The 16,403-nt window shown below is 73.7% G+C and carries 16 protein-coding genes; 4 read left to right on the forward strand and 12 right to left on the reverse strand.

From position 1 onward, the window contains the following. Positions 1 to 64: 64 nt before the first annotated feature. On the forward strand, positions 65 to 829 hold the full coding sequence (locus ACSQ2D_RS17115; protein WP_435987124.1) for an SDR family oxidoreductase: 765 nt from the start codon (positions 65 to 67) through the stop codon (positions 827 to 829). 112 nt (positions 830 to 941) lie between these two features. Here ACSQ2D_RS17115 and ACSQ2D_RS17120 read toward each other — a convergent pair whose 3' ends face one another. The 6 genes from ACSQ2D_RS17120 to ACSQ2D_RS17145 all read right to left on the reverse strand — a co-directional run bounded on the left by ACSQ2D_RS17120 (position 942) and on the right by ACSQ2D_RS17145 (position 6,461). After that, on the reverse strand, positions 942 to 1,739 hold the full coding sequence (locus ACSQ2D_RS17120; RefSeq protein WP_435987125.1) for a sugar phosphate isomerase/epimerase family protein: 798 nt from the start codon (positions 1,737 to 1,739) through the stop codon (positions 942 to 944). A gap of 70 nt (positions 1,740 to 1,809) precedes the next feature. Further along, entirely contained in the window at positions 1,810 to 2,739 is a 930-nt protein-coding gene (locus ACSQ2D_RS17125; protein ID WP_435987126.1) for a Ppx/GppA phosphatase family protein, read from the reverse strand. A gap of 186 nt (positions 2,740 to 2,925) precedes the next feature. Then, positions 2,926 to 3,660, reverse strand: a complete 735-nt coding sequence (locus ACSQ2D_RS17130; RefSeq protein WP_435987127.1) for an ABC transporter permease — start codon at positions 3,658 to 3,660, stop codon at positions 2,926 to 2,928. Continuing rightward, complete coding sequence (locus ACSQ2D_RS17135; protein ID WP_435987128.1) at positions 3,657 to 4,418, reverse strand: ABC transporter ATP-binding protein; 762 nt, start codon at positions 4,416 to 4,418, stop codon at positions 3,657 to 3,659. Before ACSQ2D_RS17135 ends, ACSQ2D_RS17130 begins: the two co-directional genes overlap by 4 nt. A 10-nt stretch (positions 4,419 to 4,428) precedes the next feature. After that, positions 4,429 to 5,055 carry a TetR family transcriptional regulator gene (locus tag ACSQ2D_RS17140; protein ID WP_435987129.1) on the reverse strand — a complete coding sequence of 209 codons (627 nt, stop codon included), beginning with the start codon at positions 5,053 to 5,055 and terminating at the stop codon, positions 4,429 to 4,431. Between the two features lie 62 nt (positions 5,056 to 5,117). Then, positions 5,118 to 6,461: an ankyrin repeat domain-containing protein gene (locus ACSQ2D_RS17145; protein ID WP_435987130.1), complete on the reverse strand. Its 1,344-nt coding sequence runs from the start codon at positions 6,459 to 6,461 to the stop codon at positions 5,118 to 5,120. Between the two features lie 252 nt (positions 6,462 to 6,713). Here ACSQ2D_RS17145 and ACSQ2D_RS17150 point away from each other — a divergent pair, with 252 nt between their 5' ends. From ACSQ2D_RS17150 to ACSQ2D_RS17160, 3 genes are all read left to right on the forward strand, one after another. Next, a complete protein-coding gene (locus ACSQ2D_RS17150; RefSeq protein ID WP_435987131.1) occupies positions 6,714 to 7,514 on the forward strand; it encodes a hypothetical protein in 801 nt (266 codons plus the stop codon). Continuing rightward, positions 7,511 to 8,209 carry a class I SAM-dependent methyltransferase gene (locus ACSQ2D_RS17155; RefSeq protein ID WP_435987132.1) on the forward strand — a complete coding sequence of 233 codons (699 nt, stop codon included), beginning with the start codon at positions 7,511 to 7,513 and terminating at the stop codon, positions 8,207 to 8,209. The genes ACSQ2D_RS17150 and ACSQ2D_RS17155 overlap by 4 nt, the downstream gene beginning before the upstream one ends. A 199-nt stretch (positions 8,210 to 8,408) precedes the next feature. Beyond that, positions 8,409 to 9,527, forward strand: a complete 1,119-nt coding sequence (locus tag ACSQ2D_RS17160; RefSeq protein ID WP_435987133.1) for a flavin-containing monooxygenase — start codon at positions 8,409 to 8,411, stop codon at positions 9,525 to 9,527. Between the two features lie 72 nt (positions 9,528 to 9,599). Here the strand turns inward: ACSQ2D_RS17160 and ACSQ2D_RS17165 are convergent, their stop codons facing one another. From ACSQ2D_RS17165 to ACSQ2D_RS17190, 6 genes are all read right to left on the reverse strand, one after another. Beyond that, on the reverse strand, positions 9,600 to 11,240 hold the full coding sequence (locus ACSQ2D_RS17165) for a LuxR C-terminal-related transcriptional regulator (protein WP_435987134.1): 1,641 nt from the start codon (positions 11,238 to 11,240) through the stop codon (positions 9,600 to 9,602). Positions 11,241 to 11,377: 137 nt separating this feature from the next. Beyond that, positions 11,378 to 12,262 (reverse strand): carboxylating nicotinate-nucleotide diphosphorylase, encoded by an 885-nt coding sequence (nadC, locus tag ACSQ2D_RS17170; protein ID WP_435987135.1) that lies wholly within the window; start codon positions 12,260 to 12,262, stop codon positions 11,378 to 11,380. After that, a complete protein-coding gene (locus ACSQ2D_RS17175; protein ID WP_435987136.1) occupies positions 12,259 to 14,082 on the reverse strand; it encodes an L-aspartate oxidase in 1,824 nt (607 codons plus the stop codon). Before ACSQ2D_RS17175 ends, nadC begins: the two co-directional genes overlap by 4 nt. A gap of 12 nt (positions 14,083 to 14,094) precedes the next feature. Beyond that, complete coding sequence (gene panD / locus ACSQ2D_RS17180) at positions 14,095 to 14,529, reverse strand: aspartate 1-decarboxylase (RefSeq protein ID WP_435987137.1); 435 nt, start codon at positions 14,527 to 14,529, stop codon at positions 14,095 to 14,097. Positions 14,530 to 14,566: 37 nt separating this feature from the next. After that, positions 14,567 to 15,493, reverse strand: a complete 927-nt coding sequence (gene panC, locus ACSQ2D_RS17185; protein ID WP_435987138.1) for a pantoate--beta-alanine ligase — start codon at positions 15,491 to 15,493, stop codon at positions 14,567 to 14,569. Continuing rightward, complete coding sequence (locus tag ACSQ2D_RS17190) at positions 15,490 to 16,398, reverse strand: Rossmann-like and DUF2520 domain-containing protein (protein WP_435987139.1); 909 nt, start codon at positions 16,396 to 16,398, stop codon at positions 15,490 to 15,492. The genes panC and ACSQ2D_RS17190 overlap by 4 nt, the downstream gene beginning before the upstream one ends. Positions 16,399 to 16,403: the final 5 nt, after the last annotated feature.

Raw genomic sequence — 16,403 nt, forward strand, 5'->3', positions numbered from 1 at the left:
GGCCCCGTGGTCACGCCCCCGCCCAGCCCCTCGAGTGGGGGCGTGGGGCTCGTAGGGTGGCGGGATGAGCTCTGCGCCCACGTCCGACACCCCCGCATCCAACCTGGACGGGCGGCCGGTCGCCGTCGTCACCGGCGGCACGCGGGGCATCGGGCTCGCCCTGGCGCGGAACCTCTCCGACACGCACCACCTCGTCGTCGGCGGGCGCAGCGCCGACTCGGTCGCCGACGTCGTCGCGTCGCTCCCGTCGGCCGAGGGGCTCGTCGCCGACCTCGCCGACTGCTCGCCCGGAGGGTCGCTCGAGACCGCCCTCGAGGCCCTCGTCCCCCGCCTGTCCCGCGTCGACGTGCTCGTCCACTCGGCCGGGGTCCTGCGCAACGGGACCGTCGCCGACGCTCCCGTCAAGGACTGGCTCGACTCGATGACGGTCAACGTCGTCGCCGTCGCAGCGATCACGCGAGCCCTGCTGCCCGCGCTCCGCAGCGCCCACGGCCTCGTCATCACGGTCAACTCGGGCTCGGGCCTGACGGCGACCCCGGCCTCAGGCGCCTACTGCGCCTCGAAGTTCGCCCTGCGTGCCTTCAGCGACGTGCTGCGCCAGGAGGAGCGCGAGCACGGCGTCCGCGTCACCTCGCTGCACCCCGGTCGCGTCGACACCGACATGCAGCGCGAGCTCGTCGAGTTCGAGGGCGCGGAGTACGACTCGGGCTCCTACCTCGACGTCGCCTCGGTCGTCCGGGCCGCACGCCTGGCCATCGACGCCGGACCCGACGCGAGCGTCGACATGGTCTCGGTGCGCCCCCGCGGCTGGCGTCCCACGACCGCCTGAGCCGCCCACACCACCCCATCGTTGCGAGGCAACACACCGAGCAGGTCACGACCCACCGCGATCCGATGCCGCTGAGTTGCGACCTGCTCGGTGTGTTGCGGCTCGGGGGGCGTCAGATGCGGCTGGCGCCTCGGGTCGGGACGAGCGCGAGCCGGGCGAAGGCCAGCGCCTCGGCGAGGTCGACCTCGCGCTGGTCGCGACCCACCTTGCGCGTCGAGACCTCGACGACGACGTCGCCGCCCCATCCGCTGTCGGCGAGGTGCTCGAGCACGTCGCTGCACGGCTCGGCGCCGCGCCCCGGGACGAGGTGCTCGTCGAGGAAGGAGCCGAGGCCGTCGGCGAGGTGCAGGTGCGCGAGCCGGGACCCGAGCGACTGCGCCATGAGGAGCGCGTCCGAGCCCGCGGTCGCGGTGTGCGAGAGGTCGAGCGTCACGTTGTCGTAGGGCTGGCCGACCGGGTCCCAGTGCGGGAGGTAGGCCATGACCTCGCGGCGGGCCGTGCGCCAGGGGTACATGTTCTCCACCGCGAGCCTGATCCCCGACTCGCGCTCGCGCCGCGCCACCCCGTCGACGAACCCGGCGGCATACTCCCGCTGCCAGCGGAAGGGAGGGTGCAGGACGACGGTGCCGGCGCCGACCTCGAGCGCGAGGTCGATGGAGCGGTCGACCTTGCCCCATGGGTCGGCGCCCCAGACGCGCTGGGTCAGCAGCAGGGTCGGCGCGTGCACGGAGACGATGGGCAGCTCGTGCAGCTCCGACAGCGCCCGCAGCGCCCCGGCCTCCCGGGTGACCGGGTCGGTCCAGACCATGACCTCGATCGCGTCGTAGCCGAGCCGCGCGGCGGTCGCGAAGGCGGTCGCCGCGTTGTCGGGGTAGAGCGAGGCGGTCGACAGGCCGACCCGGATGGTCATGCGGCCATTCTGCGCCACGCACCCGGGGCGGGCCCGGGCCGGTCCCTGCGGGCGCCGTCGATCTACCGCATCACGACGTGAGGTGGTCGAGGCGACGGAGGATGAGGCCCTCACGCAGGGCCCACGGGCAGATGTCGAGCTGCTCGACCTGGAGCAGGTCGAGCGCGGCCTCGGCGACGAGCGCCCCGGCGTAGAGCTGGCGGGCCCGCCCTTCGGAGACGCCCGGCAGCTGCGAGCGCGCAGCCGTGTCGAGGAGCCCGACGCGGGCGACGATCGCGTGGAGGTCGTCGCGCGAGAGGGTCCGGGGCACGAACGGGCCGTCGGCGCGCGGCGCGGCACCGGCGATGCGCGCCAGTGAGCGCATCGTCTTGGAGGTGCCGACCGCGCGGTCGGGGCTGCCGGACGTCAGCAGCGGGCGCACCTGCTCGGCCAGGCTGGACCGGACGTGCGAGCGGAGCTCGCGAGCGGCCGCCTCCGTGGGCGGGTCGCCGGGCAGCCGCTCACGGGTCAGGCGTCCGGCGCCGAGGGGCAGGCTGAGGGCCACGTCGGGCTCCTCGTCGAGACCGCTCGCCAGCTCGAGCGAGCCGCCGCCGATGTCGACGACGAGCAGCCGCCCGCTCGACCAGCCGAACCAGCGACGCACGGCGAGGAAGGTCATCCGCGCCTCGTCCGCACCGCTCAGCGCCTCGAGCTCGACGCCGGTCTCGGTGCGCACGCGCTCGATGATCGCCTCGCCGTTCGGCGACTCGCGCAGCGCCGACGTCGCGAAGGCGAAGAGGTCGCTGACGCCCTGGTCCTCCGCGACGTCGAGGCACTCGCGGATGAAGGCGACGAGCCGGTCGGCCGTCGCGTCGCTGACCCGGCCGTCGGACTCGAGGCTCTCCGAGAGGCGCAGCTCGGTCTTGTGCGAGAAGGCAGGCAGCGGCTGCGCGCCGGGGTGTGCGTCGACGACGAGGAGGTGGACCGTGTTGGACCCGATGTCGATGACGCCCAGGCGCATGCCCCAACCCTAGTGCCGGGCAGGCCGGCGCCCGGGGCCCGCACCCTTCCCACCGAACGCGGCGTTCGACGGCGAACGCGCTGGCAGACCACTGAGTTCGCGACCGAACGCTGCGTTCGGTGGGCGGGGCGGGGCGGGGCTGCGTGGGGCTGGGCGGGGCGGGGCTGGGCGAAAGGGCGTATGCCGTCAGGCGGAGCGGCGGCTCAGCGTGAGCGAGGCGAGGGCGAGGGCTCCCGCGATGAAGGCCGCGACGATGCCGAGGTCGCCGAGCACCGCGGTCACGGGGTCGGCGTTGCTCGCGATCTCCTTCATCGCGTCGACGGCGTAGGACAGCGGCAGGACGTTGCTGACCCACTCGAGCACGGTGGGCAGCTGGTCGCGCGGGATGAGCAGCCCGCAGAGCAGGAACTGCGGCAGGATGAACGCCGGCATGAACTGCACGGCCTGGAACTCGGTGCGCGCGAAGCCGCTCGCGAGCAGTCCGAGCGCTGTGCCGAGGACCGCGTCGAAGACGGCCACGACGACGAGCAGCCACAGCGGTCCGGCGACGTCGAGACGGCACACCCACACGGCGAATCCCGTTGCGATCACGGCCTGCACGACGGCGAGCGCACCGAAGGCGACGGCATACCCGAGCATGAAGTCGCCCTTGCCCATGGGCGTGGTGAGCAGTCGCTCGAGGGTGCCCGACTGACGTTCACGCAAGGTCGCGACCGAGGTCACGATGAACATGACGATCATCGGGAAGACGCCGAGCAGGGCCGGCCCGATGGCGTCGAAGACGGGCGTGCCGTCGTAGATCCACGCGAGCAGGCCGAGCAGGACGCAGGGCACGACGATGATGAGCGCGATGGTGCGGTGGTCGGTGCGCACCTGGCGCAGGACGCGGCCGGAGGTGGCGGCGGTGAGACCGGCGTTCACGACGCGCTCCTCTCTCCGGACCGTGCGGTCTCGGCGTCGATGAGGGCGAGGAAGGCGGCGTCGGCGTCGACGGCGCCCGTCTGCTGGAGCAGCTCGGCGGGCGTGACGTCGGCGAGGACGCGACCCTCGCGCAGCAGGACGAGCCGGTCGCAGCGCGTCGCCTCGTCCATGACGTGGCTCGACACGACGAGCGAGTGGCCGCGCCCGGCGAGGTGGCGGAAGAGGTCCCAGAGGTCACGGCGCAGCACGGGGTCGAGACCGACGGTCGGCTCGTCGAGCACGAGCAGGCTGGGTCGACCGACGAGGGCGGCGGCGAGGGAGACGCGGGACTCCTGGCCGCCGGAGAGGTCCTGGACGAGCTGGTCGGCGTAGGACACGAGGTCGACCTCGGTGAGGGTGCGGTCGACGGCCTCGCGCAGCTCGGTGCCGCGCAGACCGATGGCCCGACCGAAGTAGGTGACGTTGTCGCGGACGCTGAGGTCGGCGTAGACGCTGGGGCTCTGCGTGACGTAGCCGACGCGGTCGCGCAGCACGGGCGAGCCCGCGGGGTGGCCGAGCACCGTGACGGTGCCCGACTCGACGATCTGCACGCCGACGATGCAGCGCATGAGCGTGGACTTGCCCGAGCCGGACGGGCCGAGCAGACCGACGACCTGGCCGCCGGGGATCTCGAGGTCGAGGCCCGGGATGACGCGACGCTTCCCGCGCACGACCTTGAGGCCGCTCACGGCGACCGCCGGGCCACTGTTATTCATCATGTGATGAAATCTACTCCCGCTCGGGCTCCCTGTCCACGAGATGGTGCTGGAGCACCGGGCCGATGCGCTCGACGAGCTCCTCGCGCGTCGCGTCGGCCAGCGCCGGCACCCGGATGACGTAGCGCGCCACGACGAGCCCGATCATCTGCGACGCGGCCAGGGCACCGCGCAGCTGAGGGTCGGCAGCCCCCGTGCTCGCGGCGATCCGCCCGAAGACCTCGCGCCCGAGGAACTCGCGCAGCATGCGCGCGGCCTCCTCGCTCGTCATGCTCGACCGGACGAGGGCCACGAGGGCGTCGCGGCGCTCCGGCGGCTCCCAGACCGTCAGGAAGGTCTCGACGATCCGCCAGCCGAGCCGGTCGACGTCGCCCGCGGTGATGCGAGCGATGAGCTCAGCCGGGTCGACCGGGACGTCGAGGGTGGCCGCGAAGAGCCCGGCCTTGCCCTCGAAGTAGTGGTGCACGAGCGCAGGGTCGACGCCGGCCTCACGGGCGATGCCTCGCATGCTCGCCTTGTCGTAACCCTTTGCTGCGAAAGACTTTCGCGCTGCTTCGACGATCGCCGCACGCGTGTCAGTGCCTCCGGGGCGACGGCCCCGGCCCTTCGGTGTCGCCTCGCTGCCGGCCCTCGTCGTCATGTGCTCACGCTAGCCCCGCCTGCCGGTGGCGCTGTCGCATGCCGGCCGACGGGGTCGCGTCGTCACGTGTCGTCTGCGTCGGGGCGCCCGGCGGCGGGCCCGGCGCGCCGGTCCCGCCGGCCTCGGATGAGCCGGGCCACGTCGTCGTCGTGGCGGGCCCACTCCGCCCAGCCCGCCGGCGTCGAGCCGTGGGCGTCGTCCTCCGCCAGGGGGTCGGCACCGGCGGCCAGCAGCGCCTCGACGAGCTCGACGTCCCCGAGGAACGCCGCCTGGTGCAGGGCCGTGCGCCCGTCGTGGCGGGCCTCGACGTCCGCCCCCGAGACCACGGCCGACCGGACGGCGTCGGGGGTGGGGGCCCGGTGGATCGGCGGGAGCTCGGTGCGCGACCCGTTCCGGGCGCCGGGCTCACGCTCCCCCCCGTCGAGGCCGTAGCGGGCGAGCAGGTCGAGCCGGGCGTCGAACCCGTGCGACACGGCCCAGCGCAGCTGACGGTCGATCATCTCGTCGACGGTCTCGCCCGCCGTGCCGGTGCGACGGGTCCAGACCTCGGAGGCAGGACGGCCGAGGCCGCGCTCGAGGAGCAGCTCGAGGTGGCTGTCGTCGCGGTTGAACATCCGGTTGTAGAGCGTCTGGCGGTCGTTGGGGTCGGCGCCCCGGTCGAGCAGCAGCTCGGCGAGCTCGTGCCAGTCAGGGTGCCTCGGCTGGCGGCCGCGCCCGCTCTCGCCCTCGCCGAAGACGCCGGTGAGCGCGGTGAAGGGCGTCGCGAGGCCGTGCCAGAGGTAGCCGCTGTCGGGGTCGGCACCGGCGTCGAGCAGCGTCCGTGCCGCGCCGAGCGGGTCCCGCTGCCGGATGCGAGAGTAGACGACGTAGAGCAGCGCTGGCCAGCGGAACGGGCCCACGTCGCGCGTGGCCGCTCCGGGGTCGGCCGCGAGGTGGGCCTGCAGCGCGTCGTCGTCGCCGGCGACCGCTGCGACGGCGACGTCGCGCGCGACGAGGCCGGGCTCCTCGGTGAGCAGCTGCTCGGCACGCGCCCACCGGGCGGGCTCGTCGTGCGCGGTGTACGTCAGGCAGGCCAAGGCCGGCACCAGTGACACCGGATCAGCCTGTGCTGCAGCGGATTCGGCTCGTGCAGCGACGTCGAGGGCCTCCATGTCGCGCGTCAGGTCCTGCGACGTGCGGAGGTGGGCGAGCAGCTTCGTCCAGCTCGGGAAGCCGTACGTCCGTGCGACGACGAGCTGGGCGTCCGAGAGCGCGAGGGCCGCAGGGTCCTCGGGAGGTCCTTCGGGGTGGTACCGCGCCACTCGCTCGAGCGCTCCGGGTTCGCCGGACCGGACGGCGCGCTGTAGCCGACGCGCATCGCGGCGCAGGTGCTCGAGGTCGGGGTTGGCGGGCAGGGACAGGGCCATGACGGCCTCCTCTCGTCGTGCCCGCGTGCGCTCGTCGGGCCGAAAGGAGGTCGGACCGCGTACGAAAGTGCCCCAGGGAGGCTGAGCCCCTTCCCGCGCACCGGAGGCGACCTGGACGCCAGCGCCAGCGTACGCCCGCGCTCCCTCGCGAGGGAGCACACGGCATACGCAGTCAGTCGCCCGACGCGACGCACCATCCAGGGGGTGGGCGTCCTCGGCGCGGTGGAAACGTCGGCGGCATAGGGTGAGCCGGTGGCTGAAGCACCTCTGGACCTCCCCCGTGTCTGGGTCGAGTTCACCGACCCCGCCGACACGAACCAGCGCTACCGCTGTGACCTGACGTGGCTCACGAGCAGCTGGACGTGCATCTTCGGCAGCGGCTGCCAGGGCATCTACGCCGGCCGGCCCGACGACGGGTGCTGCACCCTCGGCGCCCACTTCACCGAGAAGGACGACTGGAAGCGCGTCGCCAAGGCTGTCGAGGACCTCGGCGAGGACGAGTGGGAGTACCACTCCGTCGGGCGCGCCACGGGCAGCAAGGACGACTGGACCGAGAAGGAGGACGGCGCGCGCAAGACGAAGGTCGTCGACGGCGCGTGCATCTTCCTCAACCGACCCGGCTTCCCCGCGGGCGCCGGGTGCGCGCTGCACCAGCACGCGGTCCTCACGGGGGTCGAGCCGCACACCCTCAAGCCCGACGTGTGCTGGCAGCTGCCGATCCGGCGCACCTTCCGCACCGTGGAGCTGCCCGACGACACGAGCTACCTCGAGGTGACGATCACCGAGTACGACCGCCGCGGCTGGGGGCCCGGCGGCCACGACCTCGACTGGTACTGCTCCGGCAACCCCGAGGCGCACGTCGGCCGCGAGCCGGTCTACCGCTCCAACGCGCCCGAGCTGACCGAGCTCATGGGGCCGCTCGCCTACGCCGAGCTCGCCATCCGGGCCGAGGCGCACCTCGCCCAGGTCAAGGCCGTCCGCGCGCGAGGCGTGCGCAAGCTGCTGCCGCTGCTCGTGCACCCCGCCACGATCGAGGCGCAGCGGAACACATGAGCGACGAGTCCGGGATCATCCCCTCCCCCAACATCTGGGAGACGCCCGACGTCTACGAGGTCGAGAACCGCGGCGTCGACCGCGCCCACGTCATCGAGGACGCGATGCGCGCCGTGCTCGACTGGTCGGGTCTCGACGTCGTCGACATCGGGTGCGGCACGGGCTACCACCTGCCGTTCTTCGCCCGCGACGCGCGTTCGGTCGTCGGCGTCGAGCCGCACCCGCCGCTCGCTTCCCTTGCCGCACAACGCATCTCAGGTATGCCGTCCGTCTCGGTCCGCGAGGAGGGCGCCGCCGCCATCGGGGTGCCCGACGGGTCGTTCGACGTGGCGCACGCGCGCTGGGCGTACTTCTTCGGGCCAGGGTGCGAGCCGGGGCTCGACGAGCTCGACCGCGTCATGCGGCCGGGCGGTGCGGCGTTCGTCGTCGACAACGACGCGACCCGCTCGACCTTCGGCCAGTGGTTCCGCCGGGCGCTGCCGGGCTACGACCCGCGCGCCGTCGAGCGCTTCTGGGAGCGCCGGGGCTGGCAGCGCGAGCGCCTCGACATCCGCTGGGACTTCGACACGCGCGAGGACTTCGAGGCCGTCGTCGGCATCGAGTTCGCCCCCGAGCACGCCGACCTCATCCTCGCCGAGCACCCCGACGCGACCGGCGTCGACTACGCCGTCAACCTCTGGCACCGCCGCTACTGACCCTCGGCGGGTGCGCGCTCGCTCCCTCCGCTGGCTGCTGCTCCCTCCGGCCGGCCGGCCGCGCGCTCGACCTGCACCCCGCCGAGGGGCCGCCGTGGTCATTTCTGCCCACGCCCGTCCCCGCGGATGGGCATCGCGGCCGACGCGGCGACCGGCCCGCCCTTCCTACCGTCGAGACATCGACCACCGGGAGGACACCATGGAGACCATCGAGACCGTCATCATCGGCGCGGGGCAGGCGGGGCTCGCCACGGCGCACGAGCTCGTCGGGCGCGGACACGAGTGCGTGCTCCTCGAGCGCAACGAGACCGTCGGGGACGGCTGGCGCCAGCAGTACGACTCGCTCCGGCTCTACTCCTCGGTCCGGCACGACTCCCTGCCCGGGATGCCGTTCCCGGGTGACCCGCGGTCGTTCCCCGGCAAGGACGAGGTCGCGGCCTACCTCCAGTCGTATGCCGCCCACTTCCGTCTGCCCGTCCGGCTCGGCGTGCGCGTGGAGCGGCTCGCGGGCGCACCCGAGGGTGACGGCTTCGTCGTCACGACCGACCGCGGCAGGATCGCCTGTCGCAACGTCGTCGTCGCGACGGGGACCTTCGGCCGGGCCCCGCACGTGCCGTCCTTCGCGGCCGACCTCGACCCGTCGATCCTCCAGCTGCACTCGGGCCAGTACCGCCGGCCCAGCCAGCTGCGCGACGGGGCCGTGCTCGTCGTCGGGGCCTCGCACTCGGGCTGCGACATCGCCCACGAGCTCGCCGAGGGTCGGCGCACCGTGCTGGCGGGGCGCGACTGCGGCCAGATCCCGGTGCGCTGGGACACGCCGGCGGTGCACGTGGCCTTCCCCTTCCTGCTCTTCGCGTGGCGTCACGTGCTGACGCGCCGCACACCGGTCGGCCGACGGATGATGTCCGAGATCCGCCACCACGGCGGACCGATGCTCCGGGTCAAGCGCGAGGACCTCGCGGCGCGCGGTGTCGAGCGACACGTGCAGCGCGTCGCCGGCGTGACCGACGGACGCCCGACCCTCGACGACGGGACCGTCCTCGACGTCGCCAACATCGTCTGGGCCACCGGGTTCGAGCAGCGCTTCGACTGGATCGACCTCCCGGTGATCGGTGACGACGGCTGGCCGCGCGAGTACCGCGGCGTGTCGACCGACGTGCCCGGCCTCTTCTTCTGCGGCCTCGCCTTCCAGTACGCGTTCGCCTCGATGGTGCTGCCCGGCGTCGGCCGCGACGCCGCACACGTCGCGAGCCACATCGCGAAGCGGTCGGCTGGTGCATCCGCGACGCGGTCCGAGGCGGAGGCGACCGCCGGCTGAGCCGCGCGGGGAGGGACGGTGCCGGACCTGTCGTGCGTCTCGACCGGTCCGGCACCTCGCGGTTGGGCGCGGTCAGGGCTGACGGCGTACGAGATCGTGCTCGAAGGCGAAAGCCGCTGCGGCCGTGCGGCTTCCGACGCCGAGCTTGGTGAAGATGTTGCTCAGGTGACGGGCCACGGTTCGGTCGCTCAGCACGAGTGCCGCCGCGATCTGGGCGTTGCTCCGGCCCTCGGCGACGAGGCCGAGCACCTCGACCTCTCGCTCCGTGAGGCCCGCGGGACGGGTCCCGGGTGAGCCCAGCCGGTCGAGGGCGTCGACGTCCGGTCGGGCCCCGAGCGACACGAGCACCTCGCGTGCCGACGCCAGCGACCGCCGGGCCGACTCGCCGTCGCCGAGCGCGAGCAGCGCCCGACCGCTGGCGGCTTGGGCCAGCGCCGCCTCGTGGGGCACGTCGAGGCGCACCCAGGCCTGGTGCGCCTTGCGCAGGTAGGGCAGGGCACCCGCCGGGTCGCCGGCAGCCAGCTCGACCCGGCCCCACGCCGTGGCCGCCGTCGCGGTGAGCACCTCGGACCCGAAGGACTCCGCGAGGCTCTCGAGCTCGCGCGCGCACTGGCGAGCCGCGTCGACGTCGTTCGCCGCGAGCAGCACCTCGACGGCGGCCGGCAGGACCCGGCTGCGTCGCACCGCCGGCCCCGGCTCGCCGAGGAGCCGGCGCACCGCCGCCCCGGCGGCAGCCGTCCGCCCCCGGGCCAGCCAGAGCAGGGCCGATCCCGGCTGGGGGTCGTAGCCGTGCTCCGCGCTCAGCTGGTAGGCCTCCTCTGCTCCCTCGAGGTCCCCACGCAGGCGGAGCACGTCGCCGCGCTCGCAGGCGGCCTGGCCGACGGCGTCGGTGGCGCTCGCGAGCCGGTAGCGCTCGATGGCGGCCGTGAGCTCGTCGAGCGCGGCGTCCCACGCGCCGTGGGCCCGCATCACCTGGGCGCGGTGCAGGCTGCACTGGCCGGTGAAGGTCACGAGGCCGGGCTGGTCGGTGCACCAGCGGTGCAGCAGCTGCGTCCACTCGACGACGCGGCGCAGGTCGGAGACCTCCTGGCAGCCCTCGATGGCGGTGCAGTAGACGTGCCCGAGCATGACCGGCGCCAGGGTCCGGGTCGTCGCCTCGAGCATCGACTCGTCGAGGAGGGAGAGCCCGTCGGTGACGCGGTCGCCGTAGATGGCCATCCGTCCCTGCGCGCACAGCCCGGTCGACAGCAGGCCGGCGTCGTCATGGCGACGGCCGGCCTCGGTCGCCTCGACCGCGCACGCGTGGGCCTCCCCGAAGCGCCCCGCACCGAGGTGGGTGAACATCCGCGCGAACGCGACGTAGCCGGACTCCAGGCTGCCGTCGGGCAGGGCCTCGACGAGGCGCTCGCCGCGACCGAGCCACGCGCCGGCCGCGGAGTGGTCGCCGCTCGTGCGGCCGATCATCGACAGGTGGAAGGCGCAGCGGGCCGCACCGGCGGTGTCGCCCTCGGCCACGCGCGCGTCGAAGGCGCGCCGGTAGCGGTCGACGGCGTCAGCCATCCGGCCGAGCAGGTGGGCTGCGGCGGCAGCGGACTCGAGGTCGGCAGCCGGGAGCCGGTCGACGTCGACGGCAGACCAGCGGTCCAGGGCCGCGGACCACTCACCGCGCTCGAACTCGGCTCTGGCGCGGACCAGCTCGTCGACGACACCCACGGCACCCTCCTGCCTCGCAGGCTACGCCCGCCGCCCCCGTCCCCGCCCCGCACCTCACACCGTCGAAAGGCCACAAACCGGGCCCGGTTTGTGGCCTTTCGACGGTTGGGGGGCCCGGTTTGTGGCCTTTCGACGGTTCAGTCGGTGAGGTCGAGGGCGATGTCGACGATGGGCGAGCTGTGGGTCAGACCACCGACCGACACGAAGTCGACGCCGGTCGCGGCGTACTCCCCCACGACCTCGAGCGTCAGCCCGCCGGTCGCCTCGATCTCGACGGGCTCGCCGGCACCGCGGAGCAGCTCGACGGTCTCGCGCAGCACGTCGACCGTCATGTTGTCGCACATGATGAAGCGCGCCCCGGCGTCGTAGGCCTCCTGCGCCTCGGCCGGCGTCGTCACCTCGACCTGCACGTCGACCTCGGGGAAGCGGTCGCGCACGAGCGCGTACGCCGCCGCCACCGAGCCGGCCGCGAGCTTGTGGTTGTCCTTGATCATCGCGACGTCGTAGAGGCCCATGCGCTTGTTGGTGCCGCCGCCGCAGCGCACGGCGTACTTCTCGAGCCAGCGCATGCCCGGCGTCGTCTTGCGCGTGTCGAGCACCATGGTCGACGTGCCCTCGAGCGCGTCGGCCCACTGGCGCGTGTGCGTGGCCACGCCGGACAGCCGGCTCATGATGTTGAGGATGTTCCGCTCGGCCACGAGGATCACCTGGGTCGGTCCCGTCAGCCGGGCGATGACGTCGCCGCGCTCGAGCCGCGACCCGTCGTCGCCCACGACCTCGACCGTCGGCACCTCGCCGCCGACCTTCTCGGCGACCGCCGCCAGCACGAGCCCGATGACCGGCACGCCGGCGACGACGCCGGGTCCGCGAGCGACGATCTCGGCGGTGCGCGTCTGGTCCGCGGGGATCGTCGCCAGCGTCGTCACGTCGACGCCCTCGGGACCGAGGTCCTCACGCAGCGCGACCGTGACGAGCTCTCGCGCCCACTCGTGCGGGAACCCGCTCAGCCCGTCGCCACTCACTGCGTCTCCTTCGTCTCAGCCGATTCCGTATGCCGCACAGCCGCTTTCGCGGTCACCGCACCGTCCGCGCGGTCCTCGTCGAGCACGTCGAGCGGCACCGAGCCGTCGAGGTCGAGACCGTCGAGGTTGGCGCGTGGGACCGGCACGACCATCGCTTCGAGCACACCGGACCCGGAGCGCCGGAGGTGCACGTGGTGCAGGAAGTGCGCGTCGTCGCGGGCCGGGAAGTCCTCGCGCACGTGGCCGCCCCGGGTCTCGTCACGCAGCGCGGCGGCATACGTGAGCGCTCGTCCGAGGTGGAGCAGGTTGGTCGTCTCCCAGCTCTTGGGTCCACCCTGCTTGTCGGCGTCGTCGGTGACGGCACGGCTCGCGAGCGTGGCCAGGGTCTCCTGCGTGGCCGCGAGCGAGGCTGCCGAGCGCACCGTCCCGGACCCTGCGGTCATGGCGCGCTGCACGTCGAGGCGGCGCTTGCCGCGGATCAGCTCCGGCTCACCGCCCGGTGCGACGGGCGTCGTCTCGGGGAGCTCGCCGGCGCCGAGCCGGGCCGTGAGGTCGTCGGCGATGCGGCGGGCGAAGACGAGCCCCTCGAGGAGCGAGTTGCTCGCGAGCCGGTTGGCGCCGTGGACGCCGGTGCACGAGGTCTCGCCGCACGCGTAGAGGCCCTCGAGCGTGGAGCGTCCACGCAGGTCGGTGCGCACGCCCCCGCTCGCGTAGTGCTGCGCCGGGGCGACGGGGAGCAGCTGCGTCGCCGGGTCGAAGCCGAGCTCGCGGCAGCGCTGGACGATGGACGGGAAGCGCTGCTCGAGGAACTCGGCGCCGAGGTGGCGGCAGTCGAGGTAGACGTGGTCGGTGCCGGTCTCGCGCATCCGGGCGATGATGGCGCGGGCCACGACGTCGCGGGGCGCGAGGTCGGCGAGCGGGTGCTGGCCCTGCATGAAGCGCTCGCCCGCCTCGTCGACGAGGAAGGCACCCTCGCCGCGCACGGCCTCGGAGATGAGCGGCTGCTGTCCGCGCGAGCCCTCGCCGAGCCAGAGCACCGTAGGGTGGAACTGGACGAACTCGAGGTCGGCGAGCACGGCACCGGCCCGCAGCGCGGCGGCCATGCCGTCGCCGGTCGCCACGGACGGGTTCGTCGTCGAGGCGTAGATCTGGCCGAGGCCGCCGGTCGCGAGCACGACGGCCCGCGCATGCGCGGCGCCGACACCGTCGACCTGACCCTCGCCGATGACGTGGAGCGTGACCCCGCAGACGCGCTCGTCCGCATCGGTGAGCAGGTCGACGACGAGCGCGTGCTCGATGACCTCGATGCCGGGGTCGTCACGGACCCGGTCGAGCGCGGCGATGAGGGCCCGGCTGATCTCGCGGCCCGTCGCGTCGCCGCCGGCGTGGAGGATGCGGTCGCGGTGGTGGCCACCCTCGCGGGTCAGCGAGAGCCCACCGGTGTCGCCGCGGTCGAACTCCGCCCCGAGCGCGATGAGGTCCCAGACGGCGTCGGTGCCCTCGTGCACGAGCGCCTCCACGGCGTCGACGTCACAGAGGCCGACACCCGCGACGAGGGTGTCGTGGATGTGCTCGGCGGCGCTGTCCTCCGGCGACATCACGGCGGCGATGCCACCCTGCGCCCACGCCGTCGAGCCCTCGTCGAGGACCGTCTTCGTCACGAGGAGCACGCGGTCGACCCTGCGCCGCAGCCGGAGGGCCGTCGTGAGGCCGGCGACGCCGGAGCCGACGACGATGACGTCGGCGGTGGCCGTCCAGCCGGGCGCGGGCGCGCGCAGCCGCCGGGGGACGGTCACGTCGGGGAGCCCGCTCTGCGGCATACGGCTGGCCTCTCAGTCCTGGTACTCGTGGTGGCGCCCGGTGACGGCGGAGGTCATGAGACCGAAGCCGTCGGGCACGTCACCTGCATCGTGCCCCACCTCGACGACGCGGTTGTGGTCGTCGACGAAGACGACCTGCGGCTCGAAGGTGCGTGCCTCGGCATCGTCCATCGCGGCGTAGGCGATGATGATGACCGTGTCACCGGGCGAGATGAGCCGGGCTGCCGCGCCGTTGATGCAGACGATGCCCGTGCCGCGCTCGCCCTCGATCGCGTACGTCGTGAGGCGGTTGCCGTTGTCGACGTCGACGACGTCGACCTGCTGACCCGGCCACAGGTCGGCGGCGTCGAGCAGGTCGCGGTCGATGGTCAGGGAGCCGACGTAGTGCAGGTCGGCCTGCGTCACCGTCGCTCGGTGGATCTTCGAGTGGAGCATGAAACGCTGCACGACAATGTCCTCGAAATAGTCTGTGGTGGAGGGGAGCTCAGGGCTGGGAGAAGGTCTCGAGCGCGCCGCCGCCGGGGCCGACGAGCACCGGCAGGTTGTCGATGAGACGGGTCGTACCCACTCGGCCCGCCACGGCGAGCAGCGCCTCGCCGCGGTACCACTCCGGCACGTCCTCGAGCGTGTCCGGGTGGACGAGCACGAGGTAGTCGACGAGGGCGAGAGGCTCGCGCACGAGCACGGCCCGGGCGGCCCGCCGGGCGGCCGACGGCCCCTCGGGTGCGGCATCGGCACCGGCCCGGAGCGCGGCCGAGAGGCACAGGGCCGTCTCGCGGTCGGAGTCGGTGAGGTAGGTGTTGCGGCTCGACATCGCGAGGCCGTCGGGCTCGCGGACGGTCGGCACCGCCACGACGCGCACCGGGAAGTCGAGGTCGCGGCACATCCGCCGGATGAGGAGCAGCTGCTGGGCGTCCTTCTGCCCGAAGTAGGCCGCGCTGCACCGGGTCAGGTGCATGAGCTTGCCGACGACGGTGAGCATGCCGTCGAAGTGGCCGGGTCGGGCCTGGCCCTCGAGGACGTCACCGAGCGGCCCGGCGGAGACGCGCACCCCGGGGTCGCCGTCGGGGTAGATGACGTCGGGCGTCGGGGCGAAGACGAGGTCGACGCCCGCGGCCGTGCAGATCTCGAGGTCGGCGTCGAAGGTGCGCGGGTAGCGCGAGAGGTCCTCCTTCGGCCCGAACTGGAGCGGGTTGAGGAAGATCGTCACGACGACGTGGCGGTGGCTCTTGCGCGCCTGGTGGATGAGGGTCGCGTGCCCCTCGTGCAGGGCGCCCATCGTCATGACGACGGCGACGTCGCCGTCATCGAGAGCCGCCCGGGCCTCGCGCAGCTCGTCCCTCGTGCGCGCCACGACGGGCGTCGTGGCGCGTGTGCCGGCGGTCGTGCCGGCGGCGGTGGTGTCAGTCACGGTCGGTCCTCCTCGTGCGCGAGCAGCTCGAGCAGCGGGCCGGCGTCGGAGGCGCGGAGGCGGCCGCTGAGCAGGGCCCGCTGCGCCGTCGCGCGGGCCAGGGCGAGGTAGGTCGGGCGGATGTCCGGGGCGACCTTGCGCAGCATCGCGACGTGCCCGGCCACGGTACCGGCATCGCCGCGCGCCACCGGACCGGTGAGGGCTGCGTCACCCCGGCGGAGGGTGTTGGACAGCGCGGCCGCCAGGAGCGGCTCGAGGACGCGCGCCGGGTCGTCGACGCCGGCCTCGCCGAGCAGCTGCATCGACTGGGCCACGAGCGTCACGAGGTGGTTCGAGCCGTGCGCGAGGGCCGCGTGGTAGGTGACGCGGTCCTCCTCGGCGATCCACACCGGGTCGCCGCCCATCTCGATGACGAGCGCCTCACCGAGGGGCCGCGCGAGGTCGAGCGTCGTCACGCCGAAGCAGCAGTCGTGGAGCCGGTCGAGGTCGAGCTCGGTGCCGGTGAACGTCATGGCCGGGTGGATCGCCAGGGGCACGATGTCGCTGTCGGCCGCCGCCTCGAAGACCGAGATGCCGTGTGCCCCCGACGTGTGCATGACGAGCTGCCCGGGCGTGAAGGTGCCGGTGGCGCTGAGCCCCGCGACGAGGTCGGCGAGCGCGTCGTCGGGCACGGCGAGGACGACGAGGTGCGCGCCGGAGACGACCTCGGGGATCGGCCTGACCGGCACCCCCGGCAGCAGGGTGGCCGCACGCTCGAGGCTCTCCTCGCTGACGGCCGAGACGCCGCTGACGACGTGTCCGGCCCGGGCGAGGGCGGCTCCGAGGACGGCCCCGACGCGACCGGCGCCCACGATGCCGACGTCGAAGCGCGCGGGACGCTCGTGCGGGGTGCTCACCCACGGCACGCTAT

It is taken from the genome of Terrabacter sp. LjRoot27 (genome assembly GCF_964254175.1).
Taxonomy (GTDB): Bacteria; Actinomycetota; Actinomycetes; order Actinomycetales; family Dermatophilaceae; genus Terrabacter.

What these genes read in the sequence shown, in the direction of transcription:
- ACSQ2D_RS17115 (WP_435987124.1), top strand. Translation starts at nt 65, where the DNA reads ATGAGCTCTGCGCCCACGTCCGACACCCCCGCATCCAACCTGGACGGG.
- ACSQ2D_RS17120 (WP_435987125.1), bottom strand. Translation starts at nt 1,739, where the DNA reads ATGACCATCCGGGTCGGCCTGTCGACCGCCTCGCTCTACCCCGACAAC.
- ACSQ2D_RS17125 (WP_435987126.1), bottom strand. Translation starts at nt 2,739, where the DNA reads ATGCGCCTGGGCGTCATCGACATCGGGTCCAACACGGTCCACCTCCTC.
- ACSQ2D_RS17135 (WP_435987128.1), bottom strand. Translation starts at nt 4,418, where the DNA reads ATGATGAATAACAGTGGCCCGGCGGTCGCCGTGAGCGGCCTCAAGGTC.
- ACSQ2D_RS17140 (WP_435987129.1), bottom strand. Translation starts at nt 5,055, where the DNA reads ATGACGACGAGGGCCGGCAGCGAGGCGACACCGAAGGGCCGGGGCCGT.
- ACSQ2D_RS17145 (WP_435987130.1), bottom strand. Translation starts at nt 6,461, where the DNA reads ATGGCCCTGTCCCTGCCCGCCAACCCCGACCTCGAGCACCTGCGCCGC.
- ACSQ2D_RS17155 (WP_435987132.1), top strand. Translation starts at nt 7,511, where the DNA reads ATGAGCGACGAGTCCGGGATCATCCCCTCCCCCAACATCTGGGAGACG.
- ACSQ2D_RS17160 (WP_435987133.1), top strand. Translation starts at nt 8,409, where the DNA reads ATGGAGACCATCGAGACCGTCATCATCGGCGCGGGGCAGGCGGGGCTC.
- ACSQ2D_RS17175 (WP_435987136.1), bottom strand. Translation starts at nt 14,082, where the DNA reads ATGCCGCAGAGCGGGCTCCCCGACGTGACCGTCCCCCGGCGGCTGCGC.